At 62.5% G+C, this 17,164-nt stretch carries 13 protein-coding genes; 5 read left to right on the top strand and 8 right to left on the bottom strand.

Features of this window, described 5'->3' with window-relative positions; all coding sequences use genetic code 11:
- Positions 1-7 precede the first annotated feature (7 nt).
- Positions 8-865, bottom strand: a complete 858-nt coding sequence (locus F6X24_RS00970; RefSeq protein WP_151085849.1) for a DMT family transporter — start codon at positions 863-865, stop codon at positions 8-10.
- Positions 866-1,002: 137 nt separating this feature from the next.
- On the opposite strand from F6X24_RS00970, the gene F6X24_RS00965 reads away from it, so the two are divergent.
- Positions 1,003-1,500, top strand: a complete 498-nt coding sequence (locus tag F6X24_RS00965; RefSeq protein ID WP_151085848.1) for a regulatory protein RecX — start codon at positions 1,003-1,005, stop codon at positions 1,498-1,500.
- Between the two features lie 233 nt (positions 1,501-1,733).
- Here F6X24_RS00965 and F6X24_RS00960 read toward each other — a convergent pair whose 3' ends face one another.
- The gene (locus F6X24_RS00960) at positions 1,734-2,369 is read right to left on the bottom strand and encodes a DUF4230 domain-containing protein (RefSeq protein ID WP_229725270.1); all 636 of its coding nucleotides are present in this window, start codon (positions 2,367-2,369) and stop codon (positions 1,734-1,736) included.
- Positions 2,370-2,471: 102 nt separating this feature from the next.
- Here F6X24_RS00960 and F6X24_RS00955 point away from each other — a divergent pair, with 102 nt between their 5' ends.
- The gene (locus F6X24_RS00955; RefSeq protein ID WP_151085847.1) at positions 2,472-3,677 is read left to right on the top strand and encodes a hypothetical protein; all 1,206 of its coding nucleotides are present in this window, start codon (positions 2,472-2,474) and stop codon (positions 3,675-3,677) included.
- Positions 3,678-3,711: 34 nt separating this feature from the next.
- Here the strand turns inward: F6X24_RS00955 and F6X24_RS00950 are convergent, their stop codons facing one another.
- The 4 genes from F6X24_RS00950 to F6X24_RS00935 all read right to left on the bottom strand — a co-directional run bounded on the left by F6X24_RS00950 (position 3,712) and on the right by F6X24_RS00935 (position 9,783).
- The gene (locus F6X24_RS00950; RefSeq protein WP_151085846.1) at positions 3,712-4,608 is read right to left on the bottom strand and encodes a 1-aminocyclopropane-1-carboxylate deaminase/D-cysteine desulfhydrase; all 897 of its coding nucleotides are present in this window, start codon (positions 4,606-4,608) and stop codon (positions 3,712-3,714) included.
- A gap of 23 nt (positions 4,609-4,631) precedes the next feature.
- Positions 4,632-7,217, bottom strand: a complete 2,586-nt coding sequence (locus F6X24_RS00945) for a YfhO family protein (protein ID WP_151085845.1) — start codon at positions 7,215-7,217, stop codon at positions 4,632-4,634.
- Between the two features lie 92 nt (positions 7,218-7,309).
- Entirely contained in the window at positions 7,310-8,905 is a 1,596-nt protein-coding gene (locus F6X24_RS00940) for an FAD-dependent monooxygenase (RefSeq protein WP_151085844.1), read from the bottom strand.
- A gap of 62 nt (positions 8,906-8,967) precedes the next feature.
- Positions 8,968-9,783, bottom strand: coding sequence for an AraC family transcriptional regulator (locus F6X24_RS00935; protein ID WP_151085843.1), 816 nt, complete (start codon positions 9,781-9,783; stop codon positions 8,968-8,970).
- A 159-nt stretch (positions 9,784-9,942) separates the two neighbouring features.
- Here F6X24_RS00935 and F6X24_RS00930 point away from each other — a divergent pair, with 159 nt between their 5' ends.
- Positions 9,943-12,537, top strand: coding sequence for a bifunctional UDP-N-acetylmuramoyl-tripeptide:D-alanyl-D-alanine ligase/alanine racemase (locus F6X24_RS00930; protein WP_151085842.1), 2,595 nt, complete (start codon positions 9,943-9,945; stop codon positions 12,535-12,537).
- Between the two features lie 77 nt (positions 12,538-12,614).
- The gene (locus F6X24_RS00925) at positions 12,615-13,271 is read left to right on the top strand and encodes an OmpA family protein (protein WP_151085841.1); all 657 of its coding nucleotides are present in this window, start codon (positions 12,615-12,617) and stop codon (positions 13,269-13,271) included.
- 164 nt (positions 13,272-13,435) lie between these two features.
- Here F6X24_RS00925 and F6X24_RS00920 read toward each other — a convergent pair whose 3' ends face one another.
- Positions 13,436-14,335, bottom strand: coding sequence for a carboxypeptidase-like regulatory domain-containing protein (locus F6X24_RS00920; RefSeq protein WP_151085840.1), 900 nt, complete (start codon positions 14,333-14,335; stop codon positions 13,436-13,438).
- Positions 14,336-14,665: 330 nt separating this feature from the next.
- On the opposite strand from F6X24_RS00920, the gene F6X24_RS00915 reads away from it, so the two are divergent.
- Positions 14,666-16,114: an alpha/beta hydrolase gene (locus F6X24_RS00915; protein WP_191906401.1), complete on the top strand. Its 1,449-nt coding sequence runs from the start codon at positions 14,666-14,668 to the stop codon at positions 16,112-16,114.
- Between the two features lie 86 nt (positions 16,115-16,200).
- Here F6X24_RS00915 and F6X24_RS00910 read toward each other — a convergent pair whose 3' ends face one another.
- On the bottom strand, positions 16,201-17,118 hold the full coding sequence (locus tag F6X24_RS00910; protein WP_151085838.1) for a carboxypeptidase-like regulatory domain-containing protein: 918 nt from the start codon (positions 17,116-17,118) through the stop codon (positions 16,201-16,203).
- Positions 17,119-17,164 lie beyond the last annotated feature (46 nt).

Below are 17,164 nucleotides of genomic sequence, written 5' to 3'. Positions count from 1 at the left end.
AGCGGCCTTAGTGGGGCCGTTGCTGGTGCCGCGCCGAGTACCAGGCGTTCAGGCCTACGCCCAGCAGCACCAGCGCGATGCCCGGATAGACGCTGGGCCTGATTTTGTCGCCGAATACAAAATAGCCCAGTGCAACAGCATAGATGAGCCCCAGGTAGTCGAGGGCGGCCAGGAAGCCGGCCCGCTGCTCCTGAAACGCCAGCGTGGTGCACCACAGCGCCACGTGGGTAAGTACCCCGGCCAGCGCCAGCCACAGCCAATCGCTGCCCTGGGGCCATTTCCAGCCAAAAAGCATCCAGCCGAAGGCAATAGCCAGCGGCACGATGTTGAAGTAAAATACCGGTACCAGCGGCGCAACTTTGGCGCCCACCCGTCGCAAAAAAGCACTGCTCAGCCCCGACGATACTGCCGACCCTACCCCTAGCAGTACTCCTGCCGAAAGGAGCCCGGCCGTGCCTTTGGCCAGCACTACGCCTGCGATGGCCACGGCGTAAAACACGCCCTGCCAGGGCCGTAGTGGCTCATTCACCAGCCAGATGGCGGCTATCGCCGTCACGGCCGGGGCGAGGTAGCTGAGCGTAATGGCGCCGCCCAGCGGCAGCACCTTCAGCGCCAGAAAGCCCAGGATAAGTGAGCCGGCCCCAAAAATGCCCCGTCCCAGCAGGTTGGGCCGCGCCTCGGGCGGGCCCCACACGGGCACCCCGGTGCGGTGCAGCTGCCAGCTGGTAAGCAGAAGCGAGATAAGGCAGCGGGCAAAAATGATTTCGGCCGTGGGCACGCCGGCCAGCTTCTTTACGGCTACGTTGACGACGGCCAGCATAGCCGTCGAAGCCAGCATATAGAGGATTCCGGGCGAAACGCGCATAGAGGCAAGGGCAGGTGCCCCGGCACGGCGGCACGTTTGGGCTTCGCCAGTCGTTGGATTATGCCGGCGGCTCGCCTGCTACAACGGCCCCGCCGCTACTTCGTTTCCGTACTTTACGGCGGCTCACTGCATTTTTTATGTTTAAAAACCCCGATAAGACCCCTAAAACCTACACGCCCGGTGAGGCGCTACCCAAAATTGCAGCTTTTTGTGCCTACCAGGAGCGTACGCAGAAGGAGGTTGCCGACAAGCTCAAAAGCTACGGCCTCGACGAAGACGAAGCCGGCGAGATTATTATTCGCCTTGGCCGCGAGAAGCTGCTCGACGAGGAGCGCTATGCCCAGGCGTACGCCCGCGGCAAGCACCGCACCAACGGCTGGGGGCGTCGCCGCATCAGGCTGGAGATGAAGGCGAAAGGCCTGAGCGACTATTGCATCAAAAGCGGCCTCAAAGAGCTCGATGGCGAGGAGTACTACGACAAGCTCAAGCAGCTGCTTGGCCAGCGCGATGCCCGCGAAAAGGAAGCCCATCCTCTGAAGCGCAAGATGAAGCTCATGGCTTACCTCACGCAAAAAGGCTACGAGTCGGACCTGATTCAGGAAGCGTTAGGCGAGCTTAATATAGGAAATAACTAATATATTGGCTGCGTTGGCGATGCTGCTTGGGTAGAAGTAGCCGTTCATCGTCACTTTGACCGGCGGCTTCTTACCCGTATTCAGCTGCGCTACTACCTCGGCGGCCGGCAGCCATTTTATTTTCTTGCAGCAGCCGGGTTCGCAATGATATTTTAGGGGGCCAGGCGTTTGGCGGGGGCGCAGGGCGCGGCAAAAGCTAATAGTTGCTTTACCAGGGAAATATAAGCCGGGCCTTACATTTTGCGCGGCGGCCCCGGCACCACGAGCCGCTGGCCAATAACCACGCGCCGTCCCGTAAGCGTGTGCAGCATGGGCACCAGAATCTGCTGGGCGTTGCGCTGGGTTTCGGCCAGAATGCCCGCTTGCAGGGCCGAGCGGCGCACCTGCGCCTCGGCATAGCGATAGGCCTCATCAACGAGCTCAGCATCCTGAAAAAAACCGTTTTCGGTGCTGAACACCCGGCTCTGGCTATGGTCGACCTGGAAAGCGCACAGCTCCGGGGCCGGCAGGATGAGGCGCACCACCGAGTCGCCTTCGAACGTCACGTCCTGGGGTCTTAGCTGGCGCAGGTCGAGGCAGCCCACGGCTTCGCCACCCACGATGAGCGCGGCCTTGGCATCGGGCAAAAACGGGTATTTAGCCGAGCGCTTGTACTCTACCACGTCCTTAAAGCGGTAGCGCACCAGCTCCAGCTTGCCCAGGGCTTCTACCTGGGTAAGCACCGTGTTGTGGGTCACCGTCACCTGCGGCTCACGGGCTGCCAGCGGATTAAGCCCTGCCAGCGTAGCGCCGATTTTTCGCCACAAAAACACCCCCAGGGCAACGAGAGCAAGCAGCGGAAACAGGCGGCGAATGAGGCGGGGCAGCATAGGGGCAGCAGTGAACTAAGCCGGAGCTTATACGGGCAAGCGCCGCGCAAGCTACGGCGGCCCGTGCGCGTGAGCTGGCCGTGGGTGTAGCTTTGGCCCGCTATGGGCTCGCTTTCACACTTCGTTGCTATACTTGGCCGGTGCTGCTGGCGGGTGCACCCCTGGCTGCTGCTGGGGTTGTGGCTGCTGGTGCAGGCTGCGTTTCTGCTTAGGTTTCACGGCCCGCACTACGCCAACGACAGCGCCCGCTACCTCAACTACGCTACCAACCTGGCCACCCACGGCTACTACAAGCTGGAGCCGGGGGCCGCCTCAGCCACGATTGCCAACAACGGGGTCGATACGTTTCAGTACGAGCATAACCAGCGCTACATTCTCTACCCCTGGTTTCAGAGCGTGTGGCTGCGGCTGCACGCCGGCTGGTGGGGCATTGTGCTGGCCCAGCTGGCTATTTCCGGGCTGGCGGCGTGGGCGCTGTACGCCGCGGTGGGGCGGCTGGCGCCGGGCGGGCGGGCCGCTGCGGTGGCTACCGCCTTGTTTATCATGTGGCCCGATGTGCAGCAGTTCAACTGCTACTTGCTCACCGAGTCGCTGTTTATCAGCTTGTCGGTGCTCTCGTTTTGGGCGCTGGTGCGGGTGCGCGCCGGCGGCTGGCGGGCCTGGGGGCTGCTGCTGAGCCTGCTGCTGCTCACGGCGCTGGTGCGGCCCAATGGCTTCGTCGTGGCCGGGGCCGCTGGGGTCGCGGGGCTGGCCGTGCTTTACAGCCGGCAGCGCCGGCTTTTCTGGGGCGCCATCGGACTGGGCGTGCTGGCAGTGCCGCTGGTGGTGTGGTGGCTCAACTATCAGCTAATCAGCTTTTTTATTGTAGAAACCTACCAGCGCGGCGAGCTGATGTTTGCTACGCCGGTGTGGGCTATCCATCCAGGCGCGCCCCTCGATATGCCGCCCGACGGCATTGGCCAGATGTCGCGGGTGTTGTACTTTGCCGCCCACAACCCCGGCTTCCTGGCCCGGCTCATGCTGGGGAAGCTCCTCGTGTTCTTCAGCAGCGTAAAGCCCTACTATTCACTTGGTCATCGCCTGCTGAGTGTGCTGGTGCTGTGGCCGTTGTACTGGCTGGCGGCGCGCGCCATCCGCCGCACCGACGTGTGGCTGCCGGCGCGGGCGTTTCTGGCTGGCGTGCCGCTGCTGCAAGCCGCCGTGGTGATGCTCACCGTTGATGACTACGACGTGCGCTTTCTGGCCCCGGTGCTGCCGTTTGTGTTTGGGCTGGCTGCTTTGCAGCTCACGGCCAACAGCAAGCGGTGAGCAGGCGCTTTCCCGGCCACGGGTTTTTTATTGCCTACAAGAACCCCGCCCAGGCTTGCAGGCCACCCGTATGCACGGCTACCACGGTGCTGCCGGGCGTAAAGTGCCCTTTTTTGATAAGGTCCAGCACCCCAAAAAGCAGCTTGCCGGTATAGATAGGGTCGAGCAACACGCCATAGTCAGCCTGAAACTGCTGAATGAATGCCCGTAGCTTAAGCGGCAGCCGGGCGTAGCCGCCGAAGTGGTAGCCGGTGTGCAGCTCGTAGTTGGTGAGCGGGCGGTTGGCGGCGGCCTGCGTCAGCGCGTCAATCTCGGCGCGCAAAAAATCAGCGCCTTTCAGGGCCGCTATGCCCAGCGCGCGGGCCGGATAGGCGGCCTCGGCCAGCCCCAGCGCCAGGCCGGCCAGGGTGCCGCCGGTGCCGGCCGCCACGGCCACGGCATCGAAGTCGGTGTGCCGGCGCAGCTCGCCGATAAGCTCGGCCACGCCGCGCAGGGCCAGCGCATTGGTGCCGCCCTCGGGCAGCAGATAGGGGTGGCCGAACTGCCGCCGGATGTCGGTTAAAAATTCCGGCTCATTGCGGCGGCGGTAAGTGGCGCGGTCGAGATAGTGCAGAGCCATGCCATCGGCCACGCACTGCGCCAGGGTCGGGTTGAGGGGCTGGTGCTCTTCGCCGCGCACCAGGCCAATAGTGGCAAACCCGTAGAGCCGCCCCGCCGTCGCTACGGCCGCGAGGTGGTTGGAGTACGCGCCGCCGAAGGTCAGCAGGCGCGCGTGGCCCTGCGCAGTGGCCGCTTGCAGGTTGTACCTAAGCTTGCGGGCCTTGTTGCCGGGCAGGTCGGGGTTGAGTAGGTCGTCGCGCCAGAGCAGCAGGCGCACGCCGTGGCGCTCGGCGGCAGGGTGGAGGATAGGAAGTAAAAAATTGTTTGTCATTTCGAGCGCAACGCCCGGCGGGTTCAGGCGGCTTTGGCAGTGTCATTATCCTCATTAATCCGGCGCTGCCGGAAGCCGAAGATGCCCGCCGCCACCACCGCCAGCAGCACCCCAATGCTGGAAAGCAGCGATACTGTATTGCCAATCTTATATTCTTTGGGCTCGAATACAAACTTGATTTCGTGCGAGCCGGCCGGCACCTGCATGGCCCGCAGCACCCAGTCGGCCCGGAAATACGGCACCGGCTTGCCATCGAGGAAAGCCTGCCAGCCGTCGGCGTAATAGATTTCGGAGAACACCACCGTGGCCGGCTGGGCGGCCGAGTAGCGGTAGGTGAGGGCATCGGGTGCGTAGCTGGTGAGGGCAATGGTGGCCGACGAGTCGGCGTAGGTCGCCGGCTTCACGTCGGGAAACTTGTGGGTATCCACCACCGCTACCTGTTTGGTATTGAGGCTGGAGAGGGCGTTCATTTCCTCGTCGGGGCTAGCCACGGCTTTCAGCTCGCGCACAAACCAGGCGTTGCCCAGCGCGCCGGGGTTGCGCTGCACCTGCTCGGCTTCGCCTTGCTTCTGGGGCGGCACTATCACGTAGCGCGTGTTCAGCATGTTGAGCACGCCGGTGTTGTTCTGCGAAATCTGGCGCTCGATGAGGTCCTGGTAGCGGCGCAGCTTGGCGCCGTGGTAGCCGCCGATGCTCTTATGAAAGTACGAGGTGCGGGCCTCGTTGAACGGGTTGCCGAGGTTGAGCACGCGGTAGCTCAGGTCCTTGTCCTGGAGTATCTGCTGGTCGGCGGGCGAAGGCTGGAAGCTCTCGACGATGGTTTCATTCTGAAAATTCTTCTCGCCGAGGTAGCGCTTGTCCACCGTCCAGAGGTCGAGCAAGACCAGCGCTGCCACCGCCAGCGCGGCAAGGCGGGCGTCGATTTTGCCCTTCAAATAGAAAAACAGCGCCGCCAGCGTGAGGCCCACAAACAGCAGCCCGCGCCAGATATCGTTGTGCAGCAAATCGGCGCGGTCGGCGCGCAGGGCCGTCATCAGCTGGGGCGTAAAGCCACTTTGCGAGAGCCCGGCATCCTGCGGCGAGGCATAATCGAAGCTCAGGCTGGCAATCCAGCTCAGCAGCAGAAAGCCGGCCGTAATGGCGCCGGCATACAGCAACTGCCGGGTGCGCAGCTGATTGTCGGCCGACTCGACCACCACGGCCGGCGTGCCGGCGGCGGCGCGTGCCGCTTTGGCCAGGGCCGGATGCACCGGCTCGGCAGCGGGTCCGGCGCCTGGAGGCACCGCTACCGGGCGTGGCCGCAGGATGCGCGAGAGCGCCAGCGCGGCTAGCAGCGGCATAGCCAGCTGGGCTATTACCAGGCCCATGCTCACGGCGCGGAAGCTGCGGTAGCCCGGCAGGTAGTCGAATATCAGGTTATTAATGGTCTCAAAGTTCTTGCCCCAGGCCAGCACGAACGAGAGCAGCGTGCCCGCCAGCAGCCAGTAGCGCGTGCGCTTATCGACCACGAACAGCCCAAGCACAAACAGAAAGCAAACCGTGACGCCCACGTACACCGGGCCGGCCACGTAGGCCTGGTCGCCCCAGTAGGTGGGCATGCTGCCCAGGTATTCTTCGGGCAGGCCGGCGGCGGCCAGGTGCGAGTCTTTACCCAGTGGCATGGCGCTGCTGCCGCCATAGAAGTTGGGCACCAGCAGCGTCATTGTCTCGCCCACGCCGTAGCTATAGGCAAAGGCGTAGTCACGGTCCTGCTGCCGGGCGCTGGGGCTAGTCTGGCCGGGCTGGGGCGGCAGGACTTTTAGCTCAGAGGGCGAGCGGTTGCTGTATTTACTGTATTCGTAGGTAGTGTAGAGGCGGCCGAAGCTGACGCCCACAGCCAGCAGCGCACCCACGCCCAGCAAGGCTACGCGGCTAAGAAAGTCGGGCAAGCGCCCGGCCCGAATGGCGGCCACCAGCTCAATAAGACCATAAATAGCCACCAGCAAACCCAGGTAATAGGTGATTTGCGGGTGGTTGGCCCGCACGTTCATGGTCAGGCCCAGCGTGAAGAGGGCCGCGCCCAGCCATTTATTCTGGCGGAAAGCCAGCAGCAGCCCGCCCAGCACCAGCGGCGCGTAGGCCAGCGCCCACGACTTGGTGTTGTGCCCGGCCGCCAGAATGGCGAGGTTGTAGCTCGAAAAGCCCAGCGCCACCGCGCCGGCTACCGCCACCAGGGGCCGCACGCCCAGCGCCACCAGCAGCACGTAGCCGCAGAGCAAGGCCACAAATAAATTGCTCACTACGCCCGGCAAACCCAACGCCACGGCCTTCTGCACAAACACGAACAGGTCGCCGGGAAAGTGCACCGAGATGAGGTAGGTCGGCATCCCGCTGAACATGGAGTTGGTCCACAGCGGCTCGTGGCCGTGCTCGGCGGCCCACTGCTGCGTCTCGTGCGCGCCGCCCTGAAACTGGGTAATATCGTGCTGCGCTAATGTTTGGTGGTCGAAGACGATGGGCGCGAAGTAGGCCACGGCCAGCACCACGAAGAACAACACGGCCAGCACGTGCGGCCAGGCCCGCTGCCACAGCGGCGCAGGCGGAGGGGTAAGCGAAGCGGAAACGGCCATCGGGCGGTTTAAATACGATTGGGCAATGGAAGCCCGAAGGTAGCGCCGGGGCGGGTATGCAGGTAGCAAGCCGCCCAGGGCACAAGCTACTTTTACGATGCCGACGGCGCAGAGCTTGCCGAACCGGCCGCTTTTACTACTGCGCTGCTTGCCAAATTGCCCGCAAACCAGCGGGCCGCCGCCCGCTCAAGCTCGGTGTAATCGGGGTCGCGGTCGGCAGCCCAAGCCACAAACCCATCGGGGCGTATGAGGGCGGCGCTTATGCCTAGCTGGTCCTTGGCGCGGCCTAAGATGTAGGTTAGTTGGCCGTCGTAAGCACTCACGCATGCTTTCAGGGAAGCGTTATCCTCGAAATCGAGCAACATGCCGTGGCCCTCGCGCATGAGCTCGCCAAGGGTGGTGCCGGTTTCAAACTCAAAGTTGGGCGCGCTGTGGCCGACCAGCGGATGGGCGCTGCCCAGCTCGTAGTGCGTGGAAATGCCCCATATGCGCCCGGCAAAATAAGTCGCTCCGTCGCGGGTATGCAGCAGGTCGCGCACAATGGCGTGCAGCGCGCGGGCATGGGGGTCGGGCCTCATAATGGCCACCTGAGCGCGTGACCAATCCAGCACCTGCGCCCCGATAGGATGCCGCTCGGTGTGGTAGCTGTCGAGCAAGCCTGCCGGCGCTGTCCCGTGGATGGTGGCAGCAAGCTTCCAGCCCAGGTTCAGGGCATCGCCTAGCCCCAGGTTGAGCCCCTGGCCGCCCAAGGGCGCATGAATGTGGGCCGCATCGCCGGCCAGCAGCACCCGGCCGCGGCGGTAGGTAGTGGCCTGCCGGGCGCGGTCGGTCCAGGTGGTGGCCAGGTGCAGGGCCTGAATAGTCACATCAGTATCGGAAACCCGGCGCAGCAGGTGCTGCAGGTGCTCCAGCGTAACGGGCTGCTGGGCCTGGTGAAAGGTGCCCGCATCAAAATCCTGCAGTATCAGGTAGCCGGGCTGCGACTGCATGTACATGCCGGTCGGGGTTACGTTGCGGCCTGGCTTGAGCTTCTCGGGGTCGGCCAGGTCAACCTGCGCGGTGTAGCCGGTAAATTCGGGCTCCGTGCCGGCAAAATCGAAGCCAGCTGCTTTGCGCACTGCGCTCCGGCCCCCGTCGCAGCCCACCAGCCAGCCAGCCTCGAAGCAGGCATCACCCGCCTGCACAGTCACCCCGTCCGGGGTTTGCTGCAAGCCGGCAATGGCCCGCCCGCGCTTGATTACCACCCCCAAGGCCGCTGCCCGGCGCGCCAATACGGTTTCAAGCTCTTCTATCTCAGATAAAAGCTGGGTGCTCGTCGAGCTGGGCAGGCGGTATTTCCACTGGGAGATATCAATGGTGCTGCCCGAAAACGCAATGCCGGCGAAATGACCACCTGTCTGGGGCTTAGGCGTTTGGCTGGCCGGGGAGGGGTTGTGCGGGAAGCCGATGCGCTTCGACACCTCCAGCTCGTCGAGCAGCCCCCGGCGAAAAAGCGCCTCAACGGACGGCGCATTGAGCCCCCGCAGCCCAAACGGCAGCTGCTTTAGGGGCGAGTGCGGGCTCGGGGCCTTTTCCAGCACCAGCACCGAGCAGTTGGCCAAAGCCAACTCGCAGGCCAGAAACAGCCCTACTGGCCCGGCTCCGGCAATGATGACATCGTAAACAGCCTGATTTTGTGCGGATTTCATGTAATTAAGAGTCGCTTTCAGCTACTGGTGAAAGCGATACAAAATTCCGGAAGCCACCGGCGTCAGGCTTGTACAAACGCGACAAAATCGGGGCTCACTGCCCGTTGCTCTTTTTTGGCTTTGCGGGCGAAGGCGGCGGGTGTTGTGCCGCTGTAGCGCTTAAACTCCCGGCTGAGGTGAGCTTGGTCGGTATAGCCCAACTCCTGCGCCAGGCCGGCCAGGTTGGCATCGGGCGAATGCCATAAGTGGTTGCGTACCTGCTCAAAGCGCATCAGCCCCGATACGTCTTTCACCGTGTGGCCAGCCGCCTGCTTGAACTTTCTTTCCAGGGTGCGGACCGTAGCATGCGCCGCCGCTACCTGGCTTACCGGCAAGGTGCCGTTGGCGGCCCGCATTGCCCCGCCCGCCTTGTCAAGCAGGCCGTCGCTGGCTGGTTGCGCGCGGGCAGTCCGAAAATAGTCGAGTAGCTGAGCCAGGGCTTCCGCTACCCGGCCTGCTTGCACCCACTCGGCCAACGCAGCGTGAAGCTGGGCAATAGGATGCTCAAAAGTGCGCACGCCGTCTTTGCCGGCCGTCAGCCCGAGCAGCTCGAATACCGTCCAGGGAAAGCACCGGATGCCAAGGACTTGCAAGCGGTTTTTCGAGTAAAAAACGGCCGGCTGATTGAGCAGCCCCACCAGAAACGGGGAGGGCAGCGGCTGCAAGCCTTCGGGGGTGGCAATGCTGCAAGCGCTTCCAAAATGGAAAATAATTTCCGCGTAGCCATCCGGTACCACCTCAAAGCTCGCTGGGGTGTCTCCCAGGTCCATGCTGGTGTACCACACGCATTTAATGGCAGCGCGTAGCGCTTCGGGAGGCTCAACTTCGTGATGCTGCATGTTGAAAGGTAGCCTAACCTGGGAGGTAAACAAAGCCATCGACCGTGCTGGCGTTCTAGTTATGAGGGCATAATATATTTTATATGTTTAAAAGGCGCGTCCAGCCCAGCAGCGGCCTTCGGGTGGTTTAAAAAACTCCGTCCCGACCTTTGCCGGGCCATGTCTATTCGTTTCTCCGACTTGCCCAGACGGCTGAGCGGCACCCTGCTGCAAGCGCCCGCCGCTGACACCCCCGTTGCCACGCTGCTGCTCGACAGCCGCCGCGTCGGCCTCACCGAAGGCGCAGTGTTTTTCGCTTTACGCGGGCCTAATCACGATGGCCACCAGCACCTGGCGGCCTTGTATGCCAAAGGCATACGCTTGTTTGTAGTGAGCCAGCCGCCGGCCAGCCTGGCCCCGTTTGCGGGCGCGGGCTTCGTGCAGGTGGCCGATACGCTGGCTGCGCTGCAAGCGCTGGCGGCGCAGCACCGGGCCGCCTTTACCGGGCCGGTGTGGGCCGTCACGGGCTCCAACGGTAAAACCATCGTGAAGGAGTGGCTGGCTCAGCTGCTGGCACCCGATGAAGACATTTGCCGCTCGCCCAAGAGTTACAACTCGCAGGTGGGCGTACCGCTGAGCGTGTGGGAGCTGGCGCCCGGCCGGCACACGCTGGGCATCTTTGAGGCTGGTATCTCGGAGCGCGGCGAGATGGCCCGGCTGGCCGCGATTATCCGGCCCACCCACGGCATTTTTACCACGCTCGGCACGGCCCACGACGCGGGCTTTGCCTCGGCCGCAGAAAAGCTGGGCGAGAAGCTGCGGCTGTTCGAGCGGCCCGGCTTCGAGCTGCTGGTGTACTGCGCCGACCAGCCGGCCGTGCACACTGCCGTGCGGTCGCGGGGTCTGCCGGCCCTGGCCTGGACGCGCGGCGCTGCGCCCGGCGCGGCGCTGCGCTTTCGGCTGACCGCCAACTCGGCTGGTACCACCAGCGTGCGGGTACGGCTGGGCGAAGCCGAAGCCGCGGCCCATTTTACTAACGAGCGCCTGGCGCTGCGGCTGGCCGCCCGCTTCACGCTGCCCTTCGCCGATGAGCCATCGGTGGAGAATGCCCTGCATTGCCTGGCGGTGCTACTGTGGCGGCAGCTCGACCCGGCCAAAGCCCTGGCCCCGGCCGAGATTCAGCGCCGCCTGCTGCGCCTGCACCCGGTAGCTATGCGCCTCGAAATGAAGGCCGGCCGCCACGGCTGCTACCTGCTCGATGATACCTATAATAATGACTTGGCTGGCCTCTCGCTGGCGCTCGATGCCCTGAGCCGGCAGGCCCGACCGGGCGGGCGCACGCTCATTCTCAGCGACGTGCTTGAATCGGGCCTCAGTGGCGCCGAGCTGTACGCCCGCGTGGCGGCGCTGGTGCAGGCCCACGGCGTGACACGCCTCATTGGGGTGGGAGAGGAGTTGAGTTATGAGTTAGCAGAAGGGGTTCAACATAACCAACTCCTAACTCCTAACTCAAAACTCCTGACTCAATTTTACCCTTCCACCGAAGCGCTGCTGGCGGAGCTGCGACCGGCTGATTTTCAGAACGAAACTATCCTCATAAAGGGCGCGCGGCGCTTTGGCTTCGAGCGCGTGGTAGCGGCGTTGCAGCAGCCTCAGCACGGCACGGTGCTGGAAGTGAACCTGGATGCGCTCACGCACAATCTCCAATACTACCGCCAGCGCCTGAACCCCGGCACCAAGCTCATGGTGATGGTCAAGGCCTTTGCCTACGGCAGCGGCTCGTACGAGGTGGCCAGCCTGCTGGAGTTTCAGCGGGCCGACTACCTGGCCGTGGCCTATGCCGACGAAGGCCAGCAGCTGCGCGATAGTGGTATCAGCCTGCCCATCATGGTGCTGAACCCGGGGCCCGATTCTTTCGGCCAGCTGCGGCGCTACCGCTTGGAGCCCGAGATATATTCGCTGGAGCGCCTGCACGACTACCTGCAAGCCGCCCGCGAGGCCACCAGCGATGGGGCCGGGCCCTTGCCGCCGCTGCATATCAAGCTCGATACGGGTATGCGCCGCCTGGGCTTTGCCGAAGAAGAATTGCCCGACTTGCTGGCGCTGCTGGCCGCCCACCGCGCCGCCTTGCCGGTGGCGGGCATCATGACCCACCTGGCGGCGGCCGACGACCCGGCCCACGACGACTTTACCAGGCAGCAGCTGAGCACTTTCCGGCGCATGGCCGCCGCCATCGAGGCCGTGCTGGGCTACCCGGCGCTCAAGCACGCGCTCAACTCAGCCGGCATTCGGCGCTTTCCCGAGGCGCAGCTCGATATGGTACGCCTGGGCGTGGGCCTGTATGGGGTAGAGGCGGGGGCGGAGGATGCTGCTAATCTGCTACCGGTAAGCACCTTGAAAACAACTATCTCCCAGATAAAAACGCTGCCGGCCGGTACCACCGTGGGCTACGGGCGGCGCGGCGCCGCGACCGACCACGAGCGCCGCGTGGCCACGCTGGCCATTGGCTACGCCGATGGGTACGACCGGCGCTTCAGCAACGGCCGGGGCGTGGTGCTGCTGCACGGCCGCCGCGCCCCGGTGGTGGGCTCGGTGTGCATGGATATGGTGATGGTCGACGTGACGGATATCGCCGATGCGCGGCCCGGCGACGTGGCGATAGTGTTTGGCGAAGCGCTGGGCATTAGTGAGTTGGCGGCTCGCATTGGCACTATTGCCTATGAGCTGCTGACCAACGTGAGCGAGCGGGTGAAGCGGGTGTTTGTGAGCGAATGATGTGAAGGTGCTAACACTACGGCCGGGTTTCCGTATGTGGCCTAGCTTTTTGCATTCGTTCTAACCCTTCTTTCACCATGACCAAATCATTGTTTCCGCTGTTGGCGGCGGCCACGCTCGTTTTTGCCAGCTGCAGCGACCTTAAAAAATCGGATGAGAAAAACACCCTTGGCGAAGCGACCAAGGATACCGCTGTAGTGGCCCGCACCGGCAAAACGGTGAGCGATGTTGCTACCGGAGCCGCGAATGGCGTCGATAGCGCCGCCAGCAAAACCGGCAGCGCCATCAGCAACGCCTTCGACCTCACCAAGGCCAAGCTCTCCGATGTAAAGCTTTCGGAGATTAACACGCCCGGCGTCACCGTGCGCGGCAATGAAGAGTATCAGGTATACGGGGTGGACGAGAAAATCCTCTTCGATACCAACAAGTCGGATATCAAACCCAGCGCTGCCGCTGCGCTCAAGCAAATTGGCGCCTCCATCAACCAGCGCTACGCCGGGAAAGAGGTGCGCGTACTCGGCTTTGCTGATGCCCGTGGCGACAAAAACTACAACCGCGAGCTGAGCGAGCAGCGCGCCCAGGCAGTTAAAAATTACCTTACTACCACCGATAAGCTCGCGGCCGACCACGTAAGCACCGAGGCTTTTGGTGCCAGTGCGCCGGTTGCCTCCAATGCAACGGCCGCCGGCCGCCAGGAAAATCGCCGCGTAGAAATTGCCGTACGCGTGAAGTAAGCCCGGCCGGCTGGCAGCAGGTAAAGTTATTGGCTGCGCAATAGCCATCCTTGTTAAAATACAAAATGCCTCCGTCGCTTAGCGACGGAGGCATTTTTAGTAATTCGCCTTTATAGTGTTGCCGGGTAGTGCCTTATCGAATGGCTAGCAGGAGGGGGGGCTCCTTATTTATAGGCGTCTACCTCGGCGCGCATCATGGCGTTGAAGTGCGAGCCGCCGTTGGCAAGCGTTACCAGGTTCCAGCCGCGGCCGATGGCGTAGCTCCAGGTGCGGCTATCTTTGAATTCGAAAGTGGGCCGCAGAATCTGGCCGTAGGGCGTGTAGTTGTCCATGAAATTGGTGGTGTAGAACTTGTCACCGCTCACAATCCACTCCATCGCTACGTAGAAGCCTTCTTCGGGCGCTACCAGGTTGTAGGGCGACAAATCGACCGTAAACCACTCGCCCCCGCGGGCGGCCGATACGATAACGCTCTCGGTCAGCATGTCTTCGTTGGGCGCGTTGTAGTTGCCGTTCGCTTTGTAGATACGTACTCGGAACGGCTCACGCGGGAAGCCGTTTTCTCCGATAAAAAACGATACTGTGCGGATAAGACCGAGCTTTTTAGCTTTGTCGTTTTTGCACATGAAGGCATACTGCTGGCCCGGCAGGCCCTGAATCATGCCGGCGCCCGGCGAGTTGGAGTGCGCGCCCAACAGCGTGGGTTTTACCCCCTTGGTTTCCACTTTTACTTCGGCAAGCGCCACGGCCTGCTTCGGAAGCTGGATGATAATCTCCTCCATATTGGCCCCGCGCTTCACGTAGAGGGCAGTTCGCTTATAGCCCAGCGCCATCACGACAACCGAGTCTTCGGTCACCTTGGTGGGCATAGCCAGCTGAAAGTAGCCGTATTCGTTGGTGAGCGCGCCGGTTTGCTCTTCGCGCAGGTTGATGGAGGCAAACGGAATAGGGTCCTGCGTCTTTTCATCAACCACGCGGCCCGTAATGCGGCCTTCCTGCTGGGCCCAGCTCAACGTGGGCAGCAGGCTGCCAATAATCAAAAGGAATAGTAAACGCTTAATCATACAGTAAAAAAGAAATGGATAGGGCTCCGGCCCACAAATTTAATTACAAGGCTTCGCATCTAAAGTAGGGTAGCCGGGAAATTTCTAGAAAAATTCCTACTTGGCAAATAAAAAAAGTGGTGACTAGTCCGCAACCCTGCTCCAGCCCGCCGCTGCCGCCCGGCTGGGCGTAGCGGCCCGCTGCCGGCCACTTATAAAATCCGGGTAGCTGGAAGCGCATTGCGCCGCTGGTTTCGTTGCGTTTGGCCCCTAACTTCGCCCGAGTAATGGCTATTGGGCCAGCTTTTTAATTGCCGGATGCACAATAGCTTGGCTCCCTCACTGCTATCTATGAAAACAAGTAGGCTGCTTGGCTTGGCGATGGTGCTGGTGTGGCTGGCGCAGGGCGTACGGGCGCAGCCCGGTACCTCTGCCGCCAGCCATGCCGGCCCGGCCGCAACCCTCGATGGATTATGGCGGGGGAAGCTGCTGGCCGCCGGCGGCGCCCTTGACTTAAGCGTGAGCATGGTGCGCCTGACGGGCGGCCGCTATTTTGCAGCGCTCGACGTGCCCGTGCAGAAACTCAATCGGATACCCATTGACGTGCGGCAGCCCACCGGCACCGACTCGGTGGTGCTGCTGGTGTCGGAAACCAGCAGCCGGTTTTTGGGCCGCCGCTCGCCCGATGGCCAGGAGCTAAGCGGCCTGTGGTGCCGGCAGGGCCAGCGCACCCCCCTAACCCTGCACCACGAGGCCTTCGACAGCAGCACCCCCGCCGATGCGGCGGCCCGGTTTAGGCCTCCTTACCAGGTTGAAGAGGTAACGGTGACGAGCTATACCGCGCGGCTGCGGCTGGCGGGCTCCCTCACGCTGCCACCGGGCACGGGCCCGTTTCCGGCCGTGGTACTGGTATCCGACTTCGGCCAGCAGGACCGCGACGGGCTTACGCCGGGCGCGCCGGTTACGATGCTGAGCTACCGCATGCTGGGCACCCTGGCCGATTACCTCACCCGCCGCGGTATCGCCGTGCTGCGCCTCGACGACCGGGGCACGGGGCAATCGGGCGGCAGCGGCGACTCCGCTACACCTATTCAGCGGGCCGGCGACTTGCAGGCGGCGCTCAACTACCTGCGTACCCGCCCCGAGATAGACCTGCTGCACCTGGGGGTAATCGGCCACGGCGAAGGAGCCAACGTGGCGCTGCTGGTGGCTGCCTCGCCGCTGCCGCCGGCTTTTGTAGTGGGCCTGGGCATCTACGGCCTGCCCGGCCACGAAACCCTGCTGTTGCAGCAAGAGCAGGTGTGGCGGGCGCAGAAGCTCCCGCCCGCGCAGTTTAGCCTGCGGGTGCGTCGGCAGCAGGAGCTGTACGACATTATCCGCAACCCGGCCAACCTGGCCCAAACCCAGACCATCGTGGCCAATATGCTACACCAGGGCGACCCAGCCCTGTCGGCTGCCGAGGGCCAGCGCCAGACGGCCGCGCTGCTCACGCCCTGGCATCGTTCCTTTTTATCGTTCGACCCGACCGAGAATATCTACGCCGTGCAGTGCCCGGTATTGCTGATTACGGGCCAGGCCGATGAGCAGGCCCCGCCCGCCCGGCACCTGCCGGCCCTGAAGCATGCCTTTAAGGCCAGCGGCAACCGTTTGGTGACCCTATACCGGCCCAAGGGCATCAACCACCTCATGCAACCGCCACTATACCAGTGGAATATGCTGGGCGGCGAGCCCAAGCCTACGTTTGACCCCGGCGTGCAGGAGTTTATCCGGCGGTGGGTGGTTGGGCACGCGGGTAACTAAGTATTCCAGCCAAGCTAAAAGGGTTGCCGCTGCTCCGGGGTATGGAGCGGCGGCAACTCTTTTAGCTTGAATTAACTATATAGTTTTTACTTAATCATGTCCACTTCTGCCTTAATCATGGCATTGTAGTGCTGGCCGGCGGCGGTGGCCATCGTCAGCAGCGTCCAGCCTTTGGCGATGGAGTACGTCCAGGTACGGCTTTCCTTGAACTCGAAGGTCGGGCGCATAATCTGGCCGTAGGGCGTGTAGCTGTCGTCCATAAAGTTGGTATTGAAGAACTTGTCGCCGCTCACAATCCATTCCATCGCCACAAAGAAGCCTTCTTCGGGCGCTACCACGTTGTAGGGCGTCAGGTCAACCGTGTACCATTGGCCGCCTTTCGGGGCCGATACTACCACGTTATCGGTCAGAATATCCGTATTGGGCGAGTTGTAGTTGCCATCGGGCTTGTAGAGGCGCACCCGGAACGGCTCGCGGGGGAAGCCGTTTTCGCCAATGTAGAACGACACCGAGCGGATGTTGCCCAACCGCTTGTTTTTGTCATTCTTAACAAAAAAGGCATACTGCCCACCGGGCTGCCCTTGCAGCAGGCCATCGCCCGGCCGGTTGGAGCTGGTGCCCAGCTCCAGGTTTTTCACTTTGCCCCCTTTCACCGTTACTTCTTTCAGGGCAATGGCGCGGCGGCTCACTTCGAGCACGAGGTTGGCCATCGGCTTACCCTTTTCTACTGCGATAGCCAGATGCTCATAGCCCAGCGCCATTACAATGAGCGAGTCGGTATCGTTTTTCACCGGCCCCGGCAGCTGAAAAACCCCAAACTCATTGCTGAGTGCTCCGGTCTGTTCCGCCTTCAGGCTGAGGGAGGTAAACGGCAGGGGCTCCTTCGTGGCTTTGTCAATAATTTTGCCGGCTAAGAGCGAAGGAGTGGGCGAAGTAGACTGGGCTCGTACGGTGCCGCTGGCAATGCATACGAATAGTGCAAAATAAAATAAACGTTGAAACATTTGTAAGTAGAAAAAGGACTGCCTAATGCAAAAATAAGCTTGAAAA

It is taken from the genome of Hymenobacter baengnokdamensis (genome assembly GCF_008728635.1).
Taxonomy (GTDB): domain Bacteria; phylum Bacteroidota; class Bacteroidia; order Cytophagales; family Hymenobacteraceae; genus Hymenobacter; species Hymenobacter baengnokdamensis.
This window is presented reverse-complemented; position numbering and strand designations above follow the sequence as displayed.

Excerpts from the sequence above, each read along its gene's own strand:
- F6X24_RS00970 (WP_151085849.1), bottom strand. The coding sequence starts at position 865 with ATGCGCGTTTCGCCCGGAATCCTCTATATGCTGGCTTCGACGGCTATG.
- F6X24_RS00965 (WP_151085848.1), top strand. The coding sequence starts at position 1,003 with ATGTTTAAAAACCCCGATAAGACCCCTAAAACCTACACGCCCGGTGAG.
- F6X24_RS00960 (WP_229725270.1), bottom strand. The coding sequence starts at position 2,369 with ATGCTGCCCCGCCTCATTCGCCGCCTGTTTCCGCTGCTTGCTCTCGTT.
- F6X24_RS00955 (WP_151085847.1), top strand. The coding sequence starts at position 2,472 with ATGGGCTCGCTTTCACACTTCGTTGCTATACTTGGCCGGTGCTGCTGG.
- F6X24_RS00950 (WP_151085846.1), bottom strand. The coding sequence starts at position 4,608 with ATGACAAACAATTTTTTACTTCCTATCCTCCACCCTGCCGCCGAGCGC.
- F6X24_RS00945 (WP_151085845.1), bottom strand. The coding sequence starts at position 7,217 with ATGGCCGTTTCCGCTTCGCTTACCCCTCCGCCTGCGCCGCTGTGGCAG.
- F6X24_RS00940 (WP_151085844.1), bottom strand. The coding sequence starts at position 8,905 with ATGAAATCCGCACAAAATCAGGCTGTTTACGATGTCATCATTGCCGGA.
- F6X24_RS00935 (WP_151085843.1), bottom strand. The coding sequence starts at position 9,783 with ATGCAGCATCACGAAGTTGAGCCTCCCGAAGCGCTACGCGCTGCCATT.
- F6X24_RS00930 (WP_151085842.1), top strand. The coding sequence starts at position 9,943 with ATGTCTATTCGTTTCTCCGACTTGCCCAGACGGCTGAGCGGCACCCTG.
- F6X24_RS00925 (WP_151085841.1), top strand. The coding sequence starts at position 12,615 with ATGACCAAATCATTGTTTCCGCTGTTGGCGGCGGCCACGCTCGTTTTT.
- F6X24_RS00920 (WP_151085840.1), bottom strand. The coding sequence starts at position 14,335 with ATGATTAAGCGTTTACTATTCCTTTTGATTATTGGCAGCCTGCTGCCC.
- F6X24_RS00915 (WP_191906401.1), top strand. The coding sequence starts at position 14,666 with ATGAAAACAAGTAGGCTGCTTGGCTTGGCGATGGTGCTGGTGTGGCTG.
- F6X24_RS00910 (WP_151085838.1), bottom strand. The coding sequence starts at position 17,118 with ATGTTTCAACGTTTATTTTATTTTGCACTATTCGTATGCATTGCCAGC.